Source organism: Enterococcus hailinensis (assembly GCF_045862035.1).
GTDB lineage: Bacteria > Bacillota > Bacilli > Lactobacillales > Enterococcaceae > Enterococcus_A > Enterococcus_A hailinensis.
The window spans coordinates 1-23,348 of the sequence record NZ_BAAFRV010000001.1 but is presented as its reverse complement, the minus strand read 5'-3'; the positions used below and the strand labels follow the sequence as shown (position 1 = coordinate 23,348).

General features: G+C 38.6%; 17 protein-coding genes. 1 reads left to right on the top strand and 16 read right to left on the bottom strand.

Annotation, left to right across the window (positions count from 1 at the left end; genetic code table 11):
* Positions 1-121: 121 nt before the first annotated feature.
* The 8 genes from ACKTSC_RS00085 to ACKTSC_RS00050 form a co-directional block, all read right to left on the bottom strand.
* On the bottom strand, positions 122-1,288 hold the full coding sequence (locus ACKTSC_RS00085; protein ID WP_407854993.1) for a glycoside hydrolase family 3 N-terminal domain-containing protein: 1,167 nt from the start codon (positions 1,286-1,288) through the stop codon (positions 122-124).
* 135 nt (positions 1,289-1,423) lie between these two features.
* Positions 1,424-2,128 carry a winged helix-turn-helix domain-containing protein gene (locus tag ACKTSC_RS00080; protein WP_407854994.1) on the bottom strand — a complete coding sequence of 235 codons (705 nt, stop codon included), beginning with the start codon at positions 2,126-2,128 and terminating at the stop codon, positions 1,424-1,426.
* A 169-nt stretch (positions 2,129-2,297) separates the two neighbouring features.
* Positions 2,298-2,909: a hypothetical protein gene (locus ACKTSC_RS00075; RefSeq protein ID WP_407854995.1), complete on the bottom strand. Its 612-nt coding sequence runs from the start codon at positions 2,907-2,909 to the stop codon at positions 2,298-2,300.
* Positions 2,910-2,998: 89 nt separating this feature from the next.
* Positions 2,999-3,952 (bottom strand): oxygen-dependent tRNA uridine(34) hydroxylase TrhO, encoded by a 954-nt coding sequence (trhO, locus tag ACKTSC_RS00070; RefSeq protein WP_407856488.1) that lies wholly within the window; start codon positions 3,950-3,952, stop codon positions 2,999-3,001.
* Between the two features lie 251 nt (positions 3,953-4,203).
* Positions 4,204-5,307: a DUF3089 domain-containing protein gene (locus ACKTSC_RS00065; RefSeq protein WP_407856487.1), complete on the bottom strand. Its 1,104-nt coding sequence runs from the start codon at positions 5,305-5,307 to the stop codon at positions 4,204-4,206.
* 111 nt (positions 5,308-5,418) lie between these two features.
* Positions 5,419-6,297, bottom strand: coding sequence for a 16S rRNA (adenine(1518)-N(6)/adenine(1519)-N(6))-dimethyltransferase RsmA (rsmA, locus tag ACKTSC_RS00060; protein WP_332654157.1), 879 nt, complete (start codon positions 6,295-6,297; stop codon positions 5,419-5,421).
* Entirely contained in the window at positions 6,294-6,857 is a 564-nt protein-coding gene (rnmV, locus tag ACKTSC_RS00055; protein WP_407854998.1) for a ribonuclease M5, read from the bottom strand. Before rnmV ends, rsmA begins: the two co-directional genes overlap by 4 nt.
* A complete protein-coding gene (locus ACKTSC_RS00050) occupies positions 6,850-7,626 on the bottom strand; it encodes a TatD family hydrolase (protein WP_407856486.1) in 777 nt (258 codons plus the stop codon). The genes rnmV and ACKTSC_RS00050 overlap by 8 nt, the downstream gene beginning before the upstream one ends.
* Before the next feature lie 224 nt (positions 7,627-7,850).
* Between ACKTSC_RS00050 and ACKTSC_RS00045 the strand changes: the two genes are divergently transcribed.
* Complete coding sequence (locus tag ACKTSC_RS00045; RefSeq protein ID WP_332581170.1) at positions 7,851-8,462, top strand: hypothetical protein; 612 nt, start codon at positions 7,851-7,853, stop codon at positions 8,460-8,462.
* A 46-nt stretch (positions 8,463-8,508) separates the two neighbouring features.
* Here ACKTSC_RS00045 and ACKTSC_RS00040 read toward each other — a convergent pair whose 3' ends face one another.
* From ACKTSC_RS00040 to ACKTSC_RS00005, 8 genes are all read right to left on the bottom strand, one after another.
* Positions 8,509-10,002: an AcpB/EbpR/MafR family transcriptional regulator gene (locus ACKTSC_RS00040; RefSeq protein ID WP_407855001.1), complete on the bottom strand. Its 1,494-nt coding sequence runs from the start codon at positions 10,000-10,002 to the stop codon at positions 8,509-8,511.
* Positions 10,003-10,497: 495 nt separating this feature from the next.
* Entirely contained in the window at positions 10,498-11,958 is a 1,461-nt protein-coding gene (locus tag ACKTSC_RS00035) for an NAD-dependent succinate-semialdehyde dehydrogenase (RefSeq protein WP_407856485.1), read from the bottom strand.
* A gap of 325 nt (positions 11,959-12,283) precedes the next feature.
* Positions 12,284-13,882: a SpaH/EbpB family LPXTG-anchored major pilin gene (locus ACKTSC_RS00030; RefSeq protein WP_407856484.1), complete on the bottom strand. Its 1,599-nt coding sequence runs from the start codon at positions 13,880-13,882 to the stop codon at positions 12,284-12,286.
* A complete protein-coding gene (locus ACKTSC_RS00025; protein WP_332581166.1) occupies positions 13,882-14,586 on the bottom strand; it encodes a hypothetical protein in 705 nt (234 codons plus the stop codon). The genes ACKTSC_RS00030 and ACKTSC_RS00025 overlap by 1 nt, the downstream gene beginning before the upstream one ends.
* Positions 14,587-15,242: 656 nt before the next feature.
* Positions 15,243-16,739, bottom strand: a complete 1,497-nt coding sequence (locus ACKTSC_RS00020) for an AcpB/EbpR/MafR family transcriptional regulator (RefSeq protein WP_332581165.1) — start codon at positions 16,737-16,739, stop codon at positions 15,243-15,245.
* A 476-nt stretch (positions 16,740-17,215) separates the two neighbouring features.
* Complete coding sequence (locus ACKTSC_RS00015; RefSeq protein ID WP_407856483.1) at positions 17,216-19,873, bottom strand: VWA domain-containing protein; 2,658 nt, start codon at positions 19,871-19,873, stop codon at positions 17,216-17,218.
* A 285-nt stretch (positions 19,874-20,158) separates the two neighbouring features.
* Complete coding sequence (locus tag ACKTSC_RS00010; RefSeq protein WP_407856482.1) at positions 20,159-22,828, bottom strand: VWA domain-containing protein; 2,670 nt, start codon at positions 22,826-22,828, stop codon at positions 20,159-20,161.
* Between the two features lie 314 nt (positions 22,829-23,142).
* Positions 23,143-23,348, bottom strand: a 206-nt coding sequence (locus ACKTSC_RS00005; RefSeq protein WP_407856481.1) for a hypothetical protein, incomplete at its 5' end; no start/stop codon positions are given.

Genomic DNA, 23,348 nt, shown 5'->3' with positions numbered 1-23,348 from the left:
TATAATCTAATCTTTCAGCTCCTGTTTTATTTAATAACTAAAAAATTGATATATTTCTATTTAATATTAGTAAATGTATAACAAAAAACCTTCTATTGAATAATCAATAGAAGGTTTTTTTTTAAATCAATCCCAAATTCGCTTTCCAAGTCAATAAACGTTCCACGGATTGGTCCAATTGTTTCTCACTGTACTCACCGTTTTGGATTGCCGTTAAAATATAAGGAATCTGTGTACTGTAGCTCGAAGATAGGATCATGTCATTTCCAGCTTGTAATGCTTGTAAACCAGCTTCTTCTTGCGAGATAAAATCAGCTAAGCCCGCCATATCCATATCATCCGTCATGATGACACCTTTGAAGCCTAACTCATTACGAATCGTATCATGCACAGGTTTCGAGATCGAAGCTGGGCGCTCGCCATCGATGGCTTGAACGATATTGTGTGACACCATGATGCTGTCAGCACCTGCTTTGATCCCTGCTTCAAAAGGCAAGAAATCATTTTTGCGTAAATCCTCTAAGGAACGATCATCAGTTACGATCTCAACGTGCGAATCACGGTTATTTCCATAACCAGGAAAGTGTTTCAATGTAGAACCGATCATTTGTTTTTTCATTTCGTCAACACTCAGTGTAACATATTTACTTGTTCCAGCAGCATCCATCCCGATTGTCCGATCATAGATAAACGATTGAGAGTCAGTCGAAACATCCGCATCTGGGAACATCCCGATCTGAATGCCTAATTCTTTAAAAACTTGAGCTTTGCGATCGATATCTTGGGTAATTCCATCCCAGCCATTGGTTTGATATTGAACTTGGGGACTTTCAAATGCTGGTGAAACGATTTGATTACGACTTAACCGACTGACTGTTCCACCTTCTTCATCTGAACCAATAAACATCGGTGTTTGGCTGGCTGCTTGATAACTAGCAATGATTTGCTTCAAATCACTTTGTCCCTTGCCTTCCATATCTCGATCAAACAATAGATACCCACCTAGATGATATTGTTGGATATCTGCGATTTGATTTGCTTCCGGTACACGCGCCATAAATAATTGCCCGACTTTTTCTTCGATAGACATTCCATCCATGGTTTGTTTCACTTTTTCTTTAACACTTTTATTTTCAGTTGTATCCTCTTTTGATGTTTTCGTCGTCGTTGACTTACTTGTAGTCGTTGAATGACTGCTGGCAGAAGATTTTTTCTCTGAACTGCCGCAAGCGGTAAGTGTAACGACTGAAGCCAACACCAACAAACTAAATAACAGAAGCTTCTTCATGTTTATCCCCCTTTTACACATGGCTATTTTAGCACAGCTATATGTAAGAAGCGCCTATTTACTATTAACGATTAGAATCCGCTCATAACAAAAAAAGGAACAAAAGTAGCAGCTACTTTTGTTCCCGCACTTCTTTTATCTTGTTTGGATCGCTACGTCATTACGTACACGGTAGCCTTTTCCCCAAATCGTTTGAACGATTTCCTGATCCGTTTCTAAACATTCTAATTTTAATTTGATATTCTTAACTAGTGAAGAAAGTTGTGCCAAACGTGATTGAGAGATATCCCCCCAAAGTGCCATACATAAGTCATCACGAGAAACGATCTCACCAGAATGATTACGCAAGATTTCTAAAACTTGTAATTCTAATGAAGAAAGATTGATCAATGTCATCGAAGTGATATCGTGCTCCTCTTCACCTGCAAAACAACGTTTTACGTGAAGTGGTTCAAAAGGTTTTCCTTGATATTGGGTCGCCACTTCGGCCAATTGTTCCCGTAACAATTCGATCGAGTCGCTGCTTTGGACAAAACCATTCAATCCTTGTTCATATAAAATCGCTTTTTCATCTTCTGTCAGCAAGTGGTCGACTTCTCGTAAAATACTTTGACCGCCGGCTTGTAATTTTGGTAATAACAATTCCATCTCATAGCTAGAAATGTTTTCGCCGATGATCACGATTGGAAAATAGTTAACAAATTCGGAAATTTGACCAGTTGCTTGTAATTCTTCCAAGATGCTTGTCGAACAAAAGAATTCATAGTTTAGATGTTGTAATTTTGTTGCTAAAATTTCTTCTGCTAAAATATTTTTGGTTAAAACTAATACTCGAACCATTTAATCGCCCTCATTTTCTAATCAATAATTATTATAAAAAGAATATAACTTAAAACTAAGCGAATAAATGGTCTTATTTTAGATGATATTGAATAAAATTATGAACATTCCTCATTTTTCTGTTTTTTTTAACATGAAATAAAGAAAAAATCGCGATTTTACTCGCGATTTAAGCCGTAGCATTGTTTAAGTTTTTCTTACGATTAAGAGCCTTTGCAAAAATTGGTAAGTTAAACTGCTTATATAAGGCACCCGCTACAAAATAGGCGATATTAAAGTCAATCAAGCTATGGATCAAGCCGCCAACCCCCATCAAAATGAAAATGGTATACATGTAGCCTTGTGAGTAAAATGTCTCGGGCATATTTCCCATAAAGTAAAAGACGGAAACGACCAACATTTCTGCCGCAGCATGGATCAAACCAATCACCAGATTAAATAACTGGAAACGACCATTGGCTAAGGTAAATTTGCCATTTTTCAATACGATCTCAGGATGTCTTTGCAAGTAAGCCGCTCCGATCACGGCAAAAATTATATGTGATAATGCCCGCATCGCAATAATCGGCGTAGTTGATAGAAAGAACCCAAAAGTCGTTCCTAAAACTACTGCAACAGCAACTGCTGGCGAAAAGAACATCGCAATAAAGACTGGTACATGACTGGCTAACGTAAACGAAGCCGGTCCGATCACGATTTTCGGCATGACCATCGGAATCAAGACTCCTAACCCAATCAATAAAGCTGAAATCGTCAAATTTCTTACTGAATTATTTCGCATGTTTATCCCCCATTAAGTGTCAAGACACTTAGATTTGACTTTAGTTTAGTCCAAACCGCACTAAGTGTCAAGACACGTGGAGTTTTTTATTATTTTACGAATTGGCTTTCTAATTCTTTGATCCGTTGTTCCCATTGATCGGTACTGATTTGATGTTTTTTTACATACCGATTTTGCGGATAGCGCGCGCACTCGATCGAACAAGCCCCTAAGTATTTAGCCTCATTTTCTTCAGAGACTAACATTTGACGATTGCATTCGGGATTGCTGCAATTGATATAACGTTCGCACGGTGTCCCATCGAACCATTCTTTTCCGACCACATTTTTGTCTACTTGATTGATTTCAACACTGATACGTTCATCAAAGACATACATTTTGCCATCCCAAAGCTCTCCACGCGTTGCTTCGTCTTTCCCATAAGCAGCGATTCCACCATGTAGCTGAGCGACATCTTCAAAACCTTCTCGTAATAACCAACCGGAGAATTTTTCACATCGAATACCGCCAGTACAATAAGTAACGATTTTTTTATCCATGAATTGTTCTTTGTTGTCACGAATCCAGGCAGGCAGTTCTCTAAAATTACGGATTTCCGGCCGAATAGCGCCCCGAAAATGGCCTAGATCATATTCATAATCATTGCGTGCATCGATCACGACTGTATCTTCTGAAATCAAAGCTTCGCGAAAAGCTTTAGGCTCTAAATATTTTCCCGTTAGTTGCTGTGGATCAACGTCTTCTTCCAAATTCAAAGCGACTAATTCTGCTCTTGGACGGACAAATAGTTTTTTAAACGCATGCCCTTCACTTTCGTCCATTTTAAAATAAGTATCCTTGAAACGTTCATCAGCTAACATCGCAGTCCTATATTGTTCTGTTGCTGCGATCGTCCCTGAGACGGTCCCGTTGATACCTTCTGGAGCAACTAAGATCCGACCTTTCAATCCTAAATCACGACAAAAGGCTTTGTGCTCTTGAGCAAAAGCTTCGGGGTCTTCAATTGTTGTATAGTTATAATATAGTAATACACGATAGTCCATGGTTGTTCCTCCTAAGTTGTCTCACCCTTTTTTGTTTAAAAGAGCTCTCTGATTCTGTAGATTCGTTCACTAACCCTTTTTCGTCTCTACATTTGATCAGCTGATTTTTTAATCTTTTATTACTATAGGAGATAGAAATCGTTTTTTCTAATTTGATGCTTGTAAAACTTTTTACAAAGATTGACAAAAACTTCATTTTCTAAAAAAAGAGCGCGAGCAAAGTTTTTTATCCTTTGCTCTCACTCTTTGGCTTATTGGGCTGTTTGGGATTGATCCGGATGAGCGGCAAGATATTGTGCCACTCGATTTTCAGCATTGGCTTGCAAGTTATAATAATAGAAACTGATATCATTATTAAGGTACGAGCCTTGCGGGAAAATCTTACGAGTACTTTCCGGCATTGAGTATTTAGCTTCATCCGCAGTGGAACAAACAACTAAACCGCGGGTCGTATCGACTGTTGCATCTGCTAGATTCATTTCTTTCATATAATCACCAGAATCATTTCGCACATATGAACCTAAGTTTTCTGCTGCGGTCGCCGTTGTACCATCAGTGGTCCAATTGATCGGATTGATTGCTAATGCCCCTTCATCCCAGGTTGGTAATTGACCCGTGAAATCAGAAGCGACCGTATTGTATGAAATCACGACGCCGGTATCATCTGCGCCCGTTGCAAATTTAACTTGTGGATTGTCCGTCATTTCTTGTTGGGTCACAGATTGACCAATCACATATGAGGCGATCATTCGATCACTTACACCAGGATTTGCTTTGAAATAATCATACATGACCGCTTTAAGCATCCGAGCGCCCTGTGAATGGCCCACTAAGATAAAGGGACGGTTATTATTTTCATGTTTGATATAGTAATCAAAGGCAGCCATGACATCCGCTTTAGGAACACCATCGATATATTCATTTTGTTCCGTTTTAGATTTAGACAATAACCAGTTAGAATCTAATTGACGATAATACGGAGCATAAATATTTCCGCTTGTCTCAAAGGCAGAACCTTGACTCGCTAAAAATACTTGCGCGCCTGCACGCATACTGGCGTTGTCGATCTTGGCGATTGGAGACGCATCCGTATCTTTTCGAGCATACGCACTTGGATACAACATAAAAACATCGGCCTGATTCGTAATTTCCGTTGGTTTGGCCAGCCAATTGTCTGCATCACTATAATCCGTTGCTTTGATTGTTTCCCCGGCTTTTTCTGGATCTTTGGTTTTGACTGAGGTCTTGCACGTCTCTTCTTTGGGTTCTTCTTTATTATTCATCGTGGTATACGCATAGTAGCCCCCCGCACCAAGTACCACTACTACAAGCAATCCTAGCATAAATTTTTTCATTTCTTCCTCCAGATAAAAACTATTTTATTGTTACTATTATAAGGGAGCTGGGTTTTAATTACCAAATTATCTGTGGATTTAATGAAAAAATAAAAAGAGCCGCAGCTCTTTTTATTTTTGTTTATTCTGTTCCAACGCATTTGATAAACGGGCAAATTCTGCTAATGAAAGCGTTTCGCCTCGGCGCTTTGGATCGATTTCGGCTTGTTGCAGGCTTGCTTCTAACCAAGCTTTTGTTGCATCGTCTTTACCATAAGTATTCAATAAATTGTTCCATAATGTTTTACGGCGTAAGACAAACGCTGATTTTGTCAGTTTGAAAAATTCTTTTTCATTTGTGACCTCGACTGCTGGGGTCTCACGGCGAACTAAGCGTAAAATCGCAGAATCCACATTCGGTTGCGGGATAAAAACTGTTTTAGGTACGATGAAAGCCGTTGTTGCTTCCATATAATATTGGACAGCGATCGACAATGAGCCATAGGCTTTTGTTCCCGGTTTGGCAGAAATACGATCGGCGACTTCCCGTTGCATCATCACGACCATTTCATCGACTGCCAATTCTGATTCTAAAATATGCATCATGATCGGCGTTGTAATATAGTAAGGCAAGTTTGCGACCACTTTGATTGGACCTTTTTGATCGAAGTAGGCGGTCTCTTGATTCAAATCGACTTTCAAGATATCGTTGTGGACGACTTTGATATTGTCATAAGGACTTAACGTATCGGCTAAAACTGGAATCAAACGATCATCGATCTCAAAAGCCAAAACTTGATGGGCTGCTCGGGCTAAATGTTCCGTCAATGCACCGATTCCTGGACCGACTTCGATCACATTAGTCTGATCATCGATCTCTGCAGTCGCGACAATTTTTTGTAAAATATTGGGTTCCGTCAAAAAATTTTGTCCTAAACTTTTTTTGAAAGAAAAACCATATTTTTGTAGGATTTCTTTTGTTCTAGAAGGCGTTGCTATATCTTTGTTCACAAGGTTTCCTCAACTTTCTTCATGGCCTCATGTAATTGATCTTCCGTAATACGAAACATCATCAAACGTTTTTCTAATTGTTTGGCATTCGTATATCCAATCTTTAATTCATCCCCAAGCTTTTCTCTACGTTCCCGCGCTTGAGCTCCCGCTATTAAACCATATCCTAATAAAGTTTGTCTAGTTATTTCGGGTTCGTCTGTCTCTGCTGGGGTCACGACTTTTTGCAACGCTTCGATGATCGCTTCATCACTAGCATGCTCGACCCCTAAACTTGCCCCTCTTTTCTGTGGTGCCGCCATTCGACGAGAAAGAAAAGCGTGTTGGGCATCAGGAACTACTTCCATGATCGTTTTCCGGATCTTTTCGCCTGAAAAATCAGGATCGGTAAACACGATCACCCCTCGTGTCGCTTGAGCGTGTTCGATTTGTTCTAAAATATTCTCATCGATCGCTGAACCTCTTGTTTCGATCGTATCGACCTCGAATACTTCTTTTAAACGTTTTGTATCGTCTTTGCCTTCAACAACTATGATTTCTTCGATTTTGTCTTTAGCCATGATCACTGATCCTAAATAGACGGTGTGCATTTTCAGTCGTCTGACGTGCGACTTCTTCCCAAGGTAGATTACGTAATTCCGCGATTTTTTCGACCACATAACGCGTATAGCCTGGTTCATTACGTTTGCCGCGATATGGCATGGGTGCCAAATAAGGCGCATCCGTCTCAACCAATAATTTATCCATTGGGACAACAGTCGCTGCTTCTTGGACATCCAAAGCTTTTTTGAAGCTCACGACGCCAGAAAAAGAAACGTGCATCCCTAAATCTAAGAAACGTTTGGCCCATTCGCCGCTGCCGCTGAAGCTGTGCATGATTCCGCCGATATCTCGAATGTCTTCTTCTTTTAAGATTTTATAAGTATCTTCTAGTGCTTCACGCGTATGGATACTGATTGGTAGATTCATTTCTTTAGCGATCGCGATTTGACGCCGAAAGACTCGGTCTTGAACTTCTTTTGGATCTTCCATCCAATGATAATCTAAACCGATTTCGCCTAAAGCGACCACTTTTGGTAAAGTCAATTTTTGGATCAAGTCCGTTTCGATTTCTTTCGTATAGCTGCCCGCTTCAGTCGGATGCCAGCCAATGATCGAATAAACTCCTTCATATTGTTGGTTTAATTCTAGACTTTTTTCGATCGTGGGTGTATCGAATCCTACAACTGCCATCTCAGTCACACCTAATTCTTGTGCGCGTTGGACAGTTTCCGGAATATCATTTTCAAATTGCTCTGCATTTAAATGCGTATGCGAATCAAAAATCATTTGTTTTCCTCTTTTCTTTCAATTTCCTAGTGGTTCTTCACTGAACAGATGTCTACCATACAATAGCACAAAATCAAGATTTTCTCATTCTCTATGAAAATCCGCCGAAAGTCGGATGTGCAATCATCAAATTCCTTTTATACTTGCTTATACCTTTATTTTAAGGGTTGAAATGAATCAGTTCGTTCTATCCAAGAATTTTACTATATGAAAGCGGGGATCGTATGCCTAATTTTCAACGCGATTATCCAGAAGCGGCACGTTACTTAAAACAAAAATATCCAGAAAAAGTCCCGACGAACAGCGTCTGGCACTGGGGTACGCTGGCTTTATTCAGCTTGTTAGCCATCGCCGTCATCAAACAGCAGTTACTATTGATCGGCCTTTTGATTTTAATCAGTGCCTTAGCTAAAGGTCCGGGAATGTTGATCTTCGGTGCCGTTTATTCTTTACTAGTCAGCTTCTTCCCGCCAATCGGGATCGTTTTATCCGCCTTGTTCTTTTTATTCAACCTGCGCTTATTGACTAAAAGCTGGCGGGTCAACTTAGTAACGACGTGGTTTTATTTATATCCTCTAGCAATGAGCTTGCTGCGTTATTTCACCCATTGGGATGCTTCGTGGCAAGTTGGTTTAGAGTTGCTGCCGGGCTTGCTATTATTGCATCTAGCCTTGGTTAAAGTTTATGACTTCCACCCAAGTGCCCGACAAGTCTCTTGGACGATCTTAGCTGCGCCTTTCGAATTGGTTTCTTTGCTGCTCCCTAAACGGTTCAAAAAACCGTTCAATAAAACAGCAACTACGAAAAAAGCGGATCTACCAAATCGCAAACTATAAAAAAACAACACTAGAAAATGGCCTATTTTCTAGTGTTGTTTTTAGTTTAGCCAGCCAATTGACTGACCAGTTGTTGAAGTTGGAACACATTTTGATTGGTTAAAAAGGGGTCGATCACGACTGTCGGATATTCAGCGGGGATCTCTTCGACACTGCTGGAAGTAACTAAAGCATCATACTTTTCCAATTCTGAGCGTTTGATCGCTGCATGACTTAATTTTTTCTCGACATAATGGACTTCAAAATTGCCATAGATTTGATTTTCGATTTGACTGCCTAAAAAGAATTCTTCCGTTGGTGATAATTCTGAAAGCAATAATAATTTCAATGGCCGATCACAGCTGGCAAGCAGAGTCAGACTTTGTGGAACCATCGTGATCAATAGATAGACATAATTCCAGACAAAGTCCTCTTCCTGATAGATTTGGTGACGTCTGACAAATTGCTCGACAATTTTTTTAACTTTGCGGACAGCTTGTTCATGGGTCTCTGCTAGTTTTTCTAAGAAGATCCGCCGTTGAAGAAAGAGGATATCGATCAATTGGCCGTCAGGCGCGTAAAGCCGGTGTTCATTCAATAGAACCAGCGTCACTGCTTGTTTTTTTTCATTCCCTAAAGAAAAGTTCAATAAGCGGTCAAAATTTTCTACCAATTCTAAATGATGATAATAACTTTCGATGTATTCACCACCTTTTTTAAAGGCGCTATGCAGCTGTCCAATACTCGAAACAACGCTATCACTGTACACTAACCACAGACAGTCTTTGACTAAATCAGCCGATAACTTCAAGCGAAACACTTCCATCGCCATTCGTTTGAAAGCATCCAAGATCGGAACATCCGGCAGCATTAAGTGGCTGCCTAATTTTTCTTTAGGATAATAATGACCGTTTTTGATCCGCCATAAACTGATAAACAAGGTATATCCTAAGCGTTTACGCGAAATAAATTGATCATCTAGTCGATTGACTTGAATAAATTGATTGACGAAATCGGTGATTGAGCGAATTTGAAATTCACGCAAATCATGATACAGAGAATCCAATCGATCCGATTTTTCAAGAAAATAACGATAATACATATGACGGATCACGCTTTCTTTCCCTTCTAATCGCAACGGCCGATAGTGGAGCGTGATTCCAGCTCCTGATAAAACGCTTTCTATTTTCTTTAGATTGCGTTGTGTCTTAGATGAACTCAAAAAGAGTTTTTTTGACAACTCATTGATGTTCTCACAACTTTCATACAATAGTTCCTCCAAAATTTGAAATTCAGGCGATTGCTGGATCGTTTCTGCATATAAACGATTGATACTGATATGCGATTTGACCCTTAACTGATACAATCCTTTGTATTTAAAAATTTGGAAAGCATCTTGCTGGCTATTGATCAGTTTGACATCCTTTAATAAAACAGACAATGAACATTCCAATTCTTCCAATAATTGATCGCTAGGCAATCCCGTGCGACAAGCATATAATAATTCCACTAAGCGTAAATGACGTAATGTACTAACACTCAATATCTCCCTAAAATTCATTTCATCCCCCTCATTTCCCTAAAATCGATCGTGACGCTTATGTTCTTTTGTTAAATGGTACCTGATATTCGCTTGAACTGCTTTGGTAGCAAAACGAATAAGTTTTGTTATTAAATTTATTTTAAAAACTTTAAAGAGTGGGTCTGTTAAAACCACCTAGTTATTTAAATCACTTTCTAAAATTAAAATAAATTTTTTTCTAAATTAATAGTTAAATTTTTTTTGTTTCGTTTGAATTATTGTTCAAAAATAGTATTTATTGCGATATTCGTTGACTTCCTGCCTTTTTAGCAACCACCGACTATTCGAACGGCTGTAACCATCAAACGGATAGTTAACGACGATCTAAACGACCAATATATTTTGATTTTTTTGATTTCTTATATCAAATTAACTCATAATTAAGCATGATGACTGAATCGCTAGCTAGATTATTTTTAGACAATAAAAAAGCTTACAGCCTTTAACTTTGCCGTAAGCTTTTTTGTCATCTAATTATTTAGCTGTGCGAATATTGACGAATTTCACTTCGACATATTCTTCCACTCCGTACGTACCATTTTCACGGCCGAAACCAGAATGTTTCACTCCGCCAAATGGCGTTGCTGAGTTAGAGATGTTAGTGTCATTCACACCGACCATCCCGTATTGTAATTTATTGCTGACATTATCGATCGTATGGATATTCGTCGCAAAGAAATAAGAAGCCAAGCCAAATTCTGTATCATTCGCATCTTTGATAACTTGTTCTTCATCGTCAAACGTAATCAATGGAATCACGGGACCAAAGGTTTCTTTATAGAAAATATCCATTTCTTTTGTAACTCCAGCTAAAATCGTTGGTTCAAAGAAGAAACCATCTGCATATTCGCCTTCATCCAATTTATGGCCCCCAGCTAAAATCTTAGCGCCTTTATCCGTAGCATCTTTGATTTGTTCAACTACTTTATCGACACCGTCTTGATTGATCAATGGTCCGACCGTTGTATCATCCAAACCATTGCCGACAGTTACTTCTTTGATCGCTTCTACCAACAAATCGGTCACTTGATCTTTAACATCCTTGTGGACAAAGATCCGATTTGGCGACGTACATACCTGGCCATTATTGATAAATTTCGTTTTGATCAACGTATCGACAGCCCGTTCGATATCGGCATCCGGGAAAATAATGTATGGTGCATGACCGCCAAGTTCCATTGAAACATTTTTCAATGTTGGCGCCGCTTGTTCGTTTAATTTTTGGCCGACTTCAGTCGAACCAGTAAAGGTAATTTTTTGTACATCTTCTGATTCAGATAAGATCGTACCGATGGTTGAAGAATCCCCCATCACAATATTGACTACCCCTTCAGGAAAACCTGCTTTGTCAAATAATTCCATCAAAGCTATTGCAGATAACGGGGTTTGTTTCGATGGTTTTAAGATCACGGTACAACCAGCTGCGATCGCTGGTGAAATTTTTCGAATGATCATATTCGACGGGAAGTTCCAAGGAGTGATCGCACCCACGACTCCAACCGCCTGTTTTCGAACCTGCCATTGATTAGTTGCCGGTGAAGGAACGATCTCGCCTAATAAACGTTGGCCTTCTGCCGCATTCCAACGCAAGTTTTCAACGTTGGTTTGGATTTCACCTTTAGCTTGTGTCAAAGGTTTTCCTTGTTCCATCGTCATAATAGTTGCTAAGCGTTCTGCGTCTTCTTCGACTAAATCCGCCATTTTATTCATTAATTTGGCCCGTTCAGCTGGTGCTTTACGTGACCATTCAGGAAATGCTTGATTTGCTGCCTCAATCGCTGCCTTAATTTCTTTTTCTCCGCCCGCTTGGATCTTAGCCAATGTTTCGCCGGTCGCAGGGTTTGTTACAGGTACTGCGTCTTCTGAGCCGTTTTCCCATTTTCCATTGATATAGAGACGTGTTTCGACTGCTGGTAAAGCTTGATGTTTTCCCATATGTCTAAATCCTCCTTATTATCTGGTTCTGGTCAATCGTAGTTAAACATTTTCCTATTTCCTACACTATTCACCCTAACACGGAAAAAAATAAAGCTCAAAAAATCAGCTCATCTTTCTTTTATTTGCGATCGATCGAACGCTTTCAGTGAAGAGCCTTGGTCACTGAAGTGTTTCTTTGTTTACACTTTATGTGATCGTAGTCGCTTTGATCAGTATTGCGACCGGTTTTTATTGGAGCAAAAAAATGCGTTCAAAAAAATAATTTTATCCGTAAAAAAACGAGTGAAAAGAATTTCTTTTCACTCGTTTTTACTTATTTTGCTTACACTTCAAATCTTACACGACGGTAGCGGATCATCGCTGTGGCCATCAAGCCAAGACCGATCACGATAAATGCTACGATCCCCATACCACCAGTACCTGGTAATAAGCCGCCTTTAGGCGTATTAACTACATCTAATTTTTGATCATCCGCATAAGAACCTTTTGATACTGTGAACGAAATATCGTTAGTTAATAATTGGAAACCATTTGGTGCTTTGATTTCTCGTAAGTAATAGGTGTCATAGTCTAATCCAGTGACGCTAAAACGTCCGTCTTGATCGGAAACAAATTTCTTCGCATCCGCATACGTTTCGTTTGCACCGACTGCGATCCAGCTATTGGCATTGTTTTCTACTTTTAAGTAGTGGTCTACGCTGTTGATTTTTTTGATCACTACAAATTCAGCACCAGCTAATGCATCTTTGTCTTCATTATCTTCATGTTTGTAGAATTTTTTACCACCCGTGATGATTGGCGGTACCACAGGATCATTTTTCTTTTCTTCATCTTTGCCGCCATCATGGTTGATCGTCACAGAGAATTCATTGTTGATATCTTTATCAACCGGTGTGCTTTCTGTGAAAGATACCGCGTAGAAAATCTCTACTTTTTTACCTGCAAAATCAGCTAAATAATTCGCTGTTGTCACTGCATTAGTGCCAGTCAAGTTCATTGAGATATTAAAGCCTGCTAAACCTGAAAATGGTGCCGTCAGATTGGTATAAGTAGTTGTTGCATGACTTAAGAAAATATTTTTGTCGATTGCGACACCATTAACGACGATTCGTTCGATTTCTTCAAATTTTACGCCTTCAGTATCTACCGCATCTTTTAAGTCTAATTTGCTGTAACGAGGATCACCATTGCTTAAAATATCACCGATTTGACTTGGCATAGTAAATGCCGCACGGTAATGGATTTTTGCTCCGACTTCAAAATCATAGCTGCCAGCTGGCCGTGATGGTAATGGTTTACCCTCTGCATCGACTAGTTCCTTTTCAGGATTTTTAGCTTCAACTTTGTTTTTAGGATATAAATGGATATCCGTATTTTCTTTCCCATCATTTTTCAATGGCAACATCAAGATCAATTTGTATGAACCAATTTCTACACCTGGAGAAGCATGCTCTTCAAAGTAATAAACTTTATAGGTTCCATCTGCATTTTTTGCTGGTAAATTATTAAATGTCGCTTTTCCGTCTGCATCTGTTGTTTGGTCTCCCGGAACTTGTGTGGCCGTTTGTTTGTCTAAAGTAAAGTTCTCCATGACTTGTTTGGTTTTTGCAGCATATTCAGCATCGGTCTCTTTGCCAGTCAAAACAGCATTCAATGCCGCATAGAAATCTTTTGAGATGTCCCACGCGGTAAAGGTGATACCTTCTAACCCTTCGTAGCGATCAAATTCAGTCATTTCTTTCCCCGTATTTTCTACGCTATTCGATGGGAATTCATCCATTTTTTTCTTGTGTAACGTTACATCCACTGTGTTTTTTGAAGCAGCTTGCGCGCTAGTCCCACTGCCTAGTACCCCTGCTAGTAGTGGAACCATGCACAACATCGTCGTAACTATCGCGACCCATTTTCGTTTGTTTTTCATTATTCTTTTCCCCCTTGTTTTTTGAACAAACCGATAAAACCGATCGCTAGTAGCGATCCCCCTAAAAGACAATAGTTTTGGATTAAAGTATTTGTTGCTGGAAGTACTTTATCTGGGTATGTTTTTGTTCCTTGCCAACTATCACTTGGTATCGTGATCGGCGGTTCTGAACTATCTATTGTCGGTGGTTCTATTGGTGTTGGTGAGATTTCTCCATATTTGCAATAAATCACCCATTCGGATACTTCCTCTTTTGTTTCGATATCTATCTGCGGCAAATAGATGATGACAGGAAGCATCTGGTAGTTTTTCGTTTCCCCAGAAGCAAGGATCAGATAGGCCGCATCTCGCTCGGCTTGATAACGTGGCAAATTAAGTGCGACTCGCCCTGCTTCATCCACCGGTATCGCTGTCTGATTCACTTTCTTCAATTGCTCATTTTGTACAAATGATGCCAATTTTTCTTTTGTAGGATACTTATTTAAGATGTATTCTTTATCGGTTTTTTCATCGCTCGCTCGTTTGACTCGCCACTCAGTCAAGTCATAAATATCTAAGACGAGCGCTTCCGTTCCTTCATAACGTGAACCATCTGTTTTCTGTGTATTTACCTGTACTTCCACTTGACCTTCCTCTGCAAAAGCAGTAACCCCCATGTTACAAATTCCCAGAATTAGTCCCAAGAGAAGAATCATTTTTTTCATTACGATCCCCTCCTTCTGTTACAACGCTGATCTCGACCAACGAGTGAGCCGCCAATCAACATAAAACACTCCACAAACACGATGTAAGATCTTCCTGTGTTGTCTAACTTCCACTCGATCCTTTGAATGAGTGATTTTGATTCTTTTAAAACGATCCTCCTTTCTTTATTTTTTAGCTATTCACTGCTCACTTCCTTTCTTTTCGATCATCTTTAAATTAAGGCGACACACATCAGTGCTAGTCTGATTTTTTTCGTAAGTAATCGCAAAGTGACCGCAAAAAATCAGCTAGCTATTAAGAGTAAGTTCTATAGATTTACTCTGTAAAAAGCCTGCAAATCACTTACCCTTGTTCTTTATAGCAATATAATAGCCGATATTATTTGCGGCTGCTTTTTGTATCTTTTTATAAAAAATAGTTATTAAAAACACTATTTTCGTTTATTATCCAATCTTTGATATAACAATTGATGTTATCGAATCCAATTACTTAAAAACGGATAAAGATTAATAAAGTTTGAATAGACCAAAAAAAATTTATCTTTTGAATTATTCATTATCCAAAAAAAAAAAATAAAGAAGACAGCTTAGACTGTCTCCTCTATTTGAAGCGCTATCATTTTAAACGAAAAATAATTTTCACGCTCTTTTATTGTTTAGCGATCTGATAGATCACTGATTAATTGTTGTAATTGACCGATATTTTGTCCTGTTAGATAAGGATCAATGATCACAGTCGGATAGTCGTAAGGGACTTCTTCTACACTGCTAGAGGTGATTAATGCATCATATTTATCTAATTCTCGTTGCGTGATTCGCGCATCCCGTGAACGTTCTTCGATGAAATGAACATTGAAATTACCATAGATTCGTTCTTCGATTTGCTCAGCTAAAAAAACTTCTTCGGTTGGAGAAAGCTCAGATAATAGAAGGATCTTCAGCTTTTGGTCTGCGCTCGCCAATAAATTTAGGCTTTGGGGCACCATCGTGATCAATAAATACGCATAATTCCAAATAAAATCATTTTCTTGATAAATGCGATAGCGTTTTACAAAGCTTTCCGAGATTCGCAAAACTTTTTTGACCGCTTGATAATGTGTCTCCATCATTTTTTCTAAGAAAATACTACGTTGCCGATAAAGAATGTCGATGTAGCGCCCTTTAGTCGTATACATCCGCTGATCATTTACCAAAACGATCGCCAGCTCACGTTCTTCGTCTTCATTCAATGAATAATTGATCAAACGATTAAATTCTCCCACTAGTTCAACATGCTTTTGATACAAATCGCGATAACTTCGACTTTGTTTCATCGCTGATTTCCATTGATCTTCACTGAAGACTAGCATATCCGCATAAGAAAGCCATAAACAATCTTTGATTTGCTCAGTAGTTAAACGCAACCTAAACACTTCTAAGGCCATTCGTCCAAAAGCATCTAATATCTCTTCATCTGGTAAACTCAACGGACTGATCAGCTCTTCTACTGGATACAGACGACTATTTCTGATTCGCCACAAACTAATGTAGATATTGTAACTAAGACGCTTTCTAAAGATATGCCGATTCTCTAGATGATTTACCTGGATAAACTGATCTACAAGGTCAGTGATCGTTTTTATTTGATGCTCTTTCAAATCAGCAAACAATGACTCCAATCGATCCGATTTTTCCAAAAAGTAGCGATAATAAAAATGTCGTACGACGCTTTCTTTCCCCTCGATCCGCAATGGTCGATAATCTAATTTGATACCGACTTTTTTCAGTGCTAATTCGATTTTTTTTAAATAGCGTTGCGTATTCGATGCACTCAAATACAACTTATCTGCCAGGTCGCTGATACTTGAACATTTCTCGTACAATAGTTCTTCAATGATTTGAAATTCTGGCGAATGTTGCAAAACATCCGCATACAAACGGTTGATACTTACATGTGGTTTTACTTGTATTTGATACAGCCCTTTGAATTTTTCAATATGGAAATCATCCTGATCGTCATTGATCAGTTTGACATCCTTTAATAAGATCGGTAAAGAACACTCCAATTCCTCAAGCAGTTGATCACTTGGTAAGCCGACTTTACTCGCGTACAATAATTCGACAAAACGCAACCTTCTCAAACTGCTCGTTCCCAAGACTTCTCTAAAGTTCATCTCCTCGTCCCCTTTTTATACTCTCCTCGATGTATCTTTTTATACTATGTAAAACAAGTTCTTAATATATACTCATTTTTTCTCCTACCAACATAGTAATTCGATAAAATAGCTTATTTCGCTAGATCTTCCGTTAGGGCTTCACGCTCCTCTTTGACAAAATAATTTATGGCAGGAATAAGATCTTCTTTAGCGACTATTCCTTTTCCCTATCCGACTGATTCCGTTTTCAACTATCTCTATGATAACCAAACTTATTTTTTTATGTATTTTTAGTTATTTTCAATTTCACAGTTATAATATGCTCTTATAAGTCAATTAAATAAGTATCTATTCTGTTTATATAGAGTTATTTAATCCTTTTAATTAATTCGGTATAAATTTTACAAATAGTCAAAGTATCTGGATTTATTAAAAAAAAAAGATTCACTAATAGCAAAAAAGACGATAACTTTTTTGTTATCGTCTTACGTTTACTAGCTCTGTTTTTTTATTCTAGGAACCACATAAAAAAGCGAGAGTACTACTCCACTAATACTTAAAAGCAGAGCACTAAAAGCAAATACTGATTTTCCTTTCCCGCCGGTCTGAGGGAGCATCGCAACATATTTTTCATTCAACAAACGAAAAATACCGGCATATTTTCCTTCAGTTAGCAGTGTGAATTGGGGCGGAGCTTTGCCATCGCTACCTGCGATTCCGATGAAGCTATCCTGATTGATCACTCCACCTTCTTGTAAGGTAAAGCGCCATTGTCCACTGGGTTTGATATATCCATTAGGCGCTTTGGTTTCCACCAATTGAAAGTACATTCCTTCTTTAGCCGAAACAAAAAATTCAACTACTCCTTCTGCTTGACTCGTCTGTTTGCCTAAATGTTTCCAATGTTCCGATTCATCCGTTACGAGTTCTTGTTCTGCTGGTTTTTCTTCACCCACCCAGGCATACAGATTAAACTCTGCTCCTTGCAAACCATTGCCATCTTTCGCTTGTTTGACGAAACGGAAATTATAGCCGACATACCGCCACTTGCCAACAAAGGTAACATCTTCTCCTTCAATCGTCTTTTGTGCTTTGTCCCAACCAGTAAATTCCCACCGTTGTCCATCCTTCGTATCAACAAATTGCGGAATCGTTGAATCGGCAGTGAATACATGTTGATCGGCATAACCACCCATGGTTCCTGGTTTTAATTGAGTGATTTCTTCTGGCAATACTTGTTTCGGATCAGTTTCATTTTCAAAAATATGATGGACCAAATACCTTTTCAATTCCGGCTGTTCTGAAGACGTGATACTTTCATCTTCTGCTCCCATCGCAAGATTGGTCGGCAAAGTTCCTGACGCAGACAATTCAGTTCCTGCTTTTAATTTTACTTTTATTTTTAGGGTGTGGATGATCCCTGCTTCACACCCTGTCAGATCCCAAGTGATACTTTTACCATCGATTGTTGTCGTTTTTTTTCCATCTATATCAGTAGATGCTTGAATATCTTCGACGTTTCCTGTAAATTCAAATTCCTCGCTTAAGATATCTTTGATTTTAAGATCTAGCGGTGGAGCAGGTTCTACTAATTCATCCAATACTTGTTCCATGATTTTTGCCATTGCAGCACTGTCTTCGGCCAAATATTCGGTTTGCTCATCATAAGAAATAGCTTTTAGACTATTCCCAAGTCCCCCTTTAGATACATAGATCCCGATTGGGTATACACGAACACCCAAATCACGCAAAACTTTAGCTTGAGCGATTCCTTCTCCATTTTCACTAGGATAGCCGTCGCTTAAAAAAATCACTACTGGGATGCGATCAGGATCTTGATTGGCTTTGATGATATCGATTGCCCCTTGCAGTCCACCACCATAATTCGTAGCTCCGCCTAACATATTAGGCTTCGTCAGCAGTGTCTGGGCGATCTCCTTTGTATCTTTAGTAAAATCAGTTTTATAGATCGGTTGATTCGCATAAGAGAAAGCTACCAACGACATTCGATTATCGTATCCGGGCTGAGGTGTCTCCAGTAATAATTTGGCTGCCCCATTGATGATATCATTCAAATAAAGCGAACGATGGAACTTATATTTTTCGCCATTGAAGGCACTGACAGCTTCTGCCCAATATTGCATCGAGTCACTGAAATCTTGCACGACTACTACATCCAGTTTTGCTTTTTGATTCAATTTTTTACCATAATCAATGCGAATCTCTGCAGTTGTCCGATCCTCGTCTAACCATTTAGCTGCTTTATGCAAGACATGCTCTTCGTTTGAACTATCCACTTGGCTTTCGTAATCTTTTGCTTCTTCTGAAAGCTCTGGGATCGTACTTTGAAGCGTTGGTAAGTCTCCAGTCAATTCTAAGACCGGGTTATGTTTTAATTCTGAAAATCTCTGCTGGTTACTATCAAGTAGAAAGGCATGTTTCCCTAAAATACGCAAACTATCAGGAAGCCTAACTGGTTTTCCGCCTAATCCATTTGCTGATTTGAAAGCAGAATTACAGATTTCATTCAGTGTAGAATTTTCACCGAAAACTAAGCCGGTGATACCTGTATTTTGAAAAGCCCAGTCCCAAATGATACGTAACTTGGTACAATTAGAAAAATCCAAAGTCCCAGTCAAAGAAGTTCGATCCTTGAAAGCACTCGCTCCGATCACTTCAAGATTTGAACCTTGGGCAAATTCAATCCCTGTAAGTCGTTTATTAGCTTCACTTGTATTCTCTTTTGTAAAAGCATTGTCCTCGATTTTGATGACAGCATAAGCTTCATTATTATAAGTCACTGCATTAGGGATCCGTGCCACACCAGAAAAATCAGCTCTAGGTTCATACAACTCAGCGGTTTTGTCTGAATAGAACTTAAACCAAAATTTATCTGTTTGAGCGGTATGGATGTGTTCTCGAGCTCTACTATTACTATTTTCTATTTTTTTCTGCTCACTGCCTTCAATCACTTCCGGATAGATCTCAGATAGCTCAGTAGGCTTTTTTATTTCCGCCGCCTGTACTGGAACAGTATGATCTACAGAAAAAAAAGCTGCAAAAGCTGTACTTACTGTCTGAATGGTGAGTACTATCACCATTAAACCAAGCCAAGATTTAAAATAATTGTGTCGCCTTCTTTCTTTATTCATGTTTTCACCCTTATTTTCGTATTCTATATCTTTAAATTCAGTATAATATAGGGCTACTTTGATTAATTGTTCATTTTTTTTAAGCTTTATTCGTAAAAAGCTTAAATAATCTAAGATAAAATACACGTCTATAAATTAAAATAGAGTTATTCGTAAGAATAATACTTATAAAAATAACTAATTCTGCTAGTATAAGTCGTTTAGCTTTTGCTAATTTTTTCTCTTTAAAAAAATGAATACAAAAAAATAGTCTGTTGATAGTGCATCAAACAGACCATTTTTATCTTAATGAATATTCTTTTTTACTACATTAAAAGTATAAACACCTGACAATCCCAACCCGATCAAACTGCAAATAACTGTCAGTAAGGTAATACTGGCTTTACCTTTACCACCTGTTTCCGGCATAGTAGGTTGTCTTGTCTCATTCTTTAGGCTCAAATAGCCCGCATATTCTCCAGTAGTCAGCTCTTTGAATTCTGGCGGCAGCCGACCGTCATCCCCAGCAATCCCGATCAGTTGATTATCTTTGATCAAACCTGTTTCAGCTAAAGTAAAACGCCATTGGCCGCTAGGTTTTAGATAACTATTTGGCGTCTTCGTTTCAACTAATTGAAAATAGGTCCCTGCCGCAGCCGAGACAAAGAGATCAACACGCCCGTCTGCTTGACTGACTTGTGTTTCTAATTGCTGCCATTTTCCAGCAGTGATGCTTTCTGTCGTGACGAGCTCTTTATTACTAGGTATCCCAGCGCCTTTCCAGGCATAAAGACTAAATTCAACATCCTTTAACCCTTTTTCGTGATCATCAAGTTTGATAAAACTAAAATGATAGCCTACATATTTCCATTTACCAACAAAAGTCACATCGGCTCCATCTATTTTTTTCGTTGTTTCGTCCCAGCCGACAAATTCCCAGCGTTGGCCATCCTTGGTATTGACTGTTGTCGGAAAGTTGTTGTCAGCATTTACGACTGTCTGATCAGCATAACCTCCTTTAGAATCAGGTTTCAAATCCATGATTTCTTCTGGTAACGGGGTTCCTGGATAAGTCGCATTCTCAAACTGATGATGAGCCAAGTAACGTTCTAGTTCTGGCTGATCTGTCGAGGTGATCCGACCGTCTTCAGTACCCAACTCATCATTTGTCGGCAACACACCTGAAGCAGTCAATTCTGTCCCTGCTTTTAATTTCACTTTGATTTTCAATGTATGAGTAACACCTTTATCACATCCATTCAAATCCCAAGTAATGGTTTTACCATTTACAGTCGCAGTCTTTTTACTTGGTGTATCTGTCGAAGCTACGATATCGTCAATCTCTCCAGTAAACTCAAATTCTTCGCTTAAGACGTCTTTGATTTTCACATCCAGTGTCTCAATTGAATTGACTACGTCATCTAAGACTTGTTCCATGATTTTAACGAATGATTCGCTATTTTCTGCCAAATACTGCGTTTTACCATCATAAGAGATATTTTTTAAATTTTCGCCCAGTGCATTGTTCTCAACATAGATACCGATTGGATAAACTTTTACGCCTAAGTTTCTTAGTTCCTCAGCAGCTTTTAAACCATAGAAATCTTCGCCATCGCCGAATGGTTGACCATCACTTAAAAAAATAACTACGGGGATTCGATCAGGATCTTGATTGTCTTTGATGATATCAATAGCGCCTCGTAATCCCCCAGAATAATTGGTTGCACCATTGTTCATGTTTGGTACGCTGATCAATTGATTGGTAATATCTTGCACCTTTTTCGTAAAATCAGTGGCATAGATAGGCGTTGGATCATGCGAAAAAGCGACTAATGAAACGCGATTATCATAACCAGCTTTGGGTGTATCCAACAATAATTTAGCCGCTCCATTCACGATATCATCTAAATAGAAAGAACGATGATAGGAATATTCTTCGCCGCCTACTGTACTGTAGGCGGTAGCTGGTAATTGCATCGAATCACTATGGTCTTGTACGAATACTACATCTAAATTAGCTTTTTTTTCTGCCTTCTCTCCATAATCGATGCGAATTTCTGCGGTCGTCCGTTTTTCATCCAACCATTTGGCTGACTTATGCAAAATATATGGATCTTTAGAGCTGTCTACCCAACTTTCATAGTTTTTTGCATCATTTGATAGCACCGGATTGCTGTTTTGAAGGGTTGGTAATTCTCCTGTCAATTCAAGCACGGTGTTATGAGTCAAGGCTGAAAATGTTTGCGGCGCACTATTTGTCAAAAATGCTCGGTGTCCCACATGACGTAAGCTAGCTGGCAAATGGACTTCTGTGTTCAATAAAGAGTAGCATTCTTGAAACGAATACGAGCAGATATCTCTTAAAATCGATTTTTCACCAAAAATCAGACGCTCTATTTTCGTATTTCTAAAGGCGTAGTCCCAAATGATCAATAATTTTGTACAGTTGGAAAAATCTAAGCTCCCAGTTAGATTTTCACAATTTTGAAACGCTCGTGCGCCAATCACTTCCAAGTTGGAACCAGGACTAAAACGCAGTCCGGTAATTTTTTTGTTAGCTTTGTCATTTGCTTCATTTCCAAAAGCATTGTCTTCGATTTTAACGACTGGATAGCTCGTACCATTATGCGTTACCGTATTCGGAATCTGTGCAATTCCCGAGAAACGATCTAGCGCGTTGATCAATATAGCCGTTTGATCGGAATACAAATTGTATTCAAAATCGCCAACTTGGATTTTTGTTAATAACGTACCCGCTCTAGCAAGACTATTTTTTGTCGTAGTCGGTTCTTTTTCTGACTCAACGATATCGGTTTTAATTTTTTTTTGACTATTAATGTTCTCGACTGCATGGACTTGATTTGTTCCATTGATAAGCTCTACCAATGAAAAACTAAGCAATTGAAATACAATCATTGATGCCATCACGAACAGACAATAGTTAAAAAGTCGCGTTCCCCTTCTTTCCTTATTCATTCGTTTCACCCTCAATTTATTATTCTTAACGTCAGTATAAGGGATAACGTTTTTATTATTTGTTCATTTTTTTTATGTTTTTCACGGAAAGAATTGACAAAAATAGAGGAATTGAATGAGTAAATTTATAATTATATTAGTTATATACGTTAAATAATTTATTCGCCTTTTGTATCTCTCAAAAAATTATTTGCTAATTATTTATTTTTTTCTTTTTTCTTAATCTTATCCAAAAATAAACTGCTTTTTTGTGTAAAATTTATTCCCCATAAAAAGAAAAAACAGCCTTTGCTCTATGAGCAAAGGCTGTTTTTTTAGGCAGTCGTTAAATCTTCGCCATTTGTTGCAATGACTTTTTTGTACCAATCAAATGATTTTTTCTTGCTACGTTTCAACCTGCATTCCCGAATTGTGTAACGATAATCACTCGAAAAACCGCTGTAACGCTTGATATATAGCGGTTTTTTTGTAGACTTATAACTCGTTATATAATATAATGTATAACGAGGAGTGTTGATAT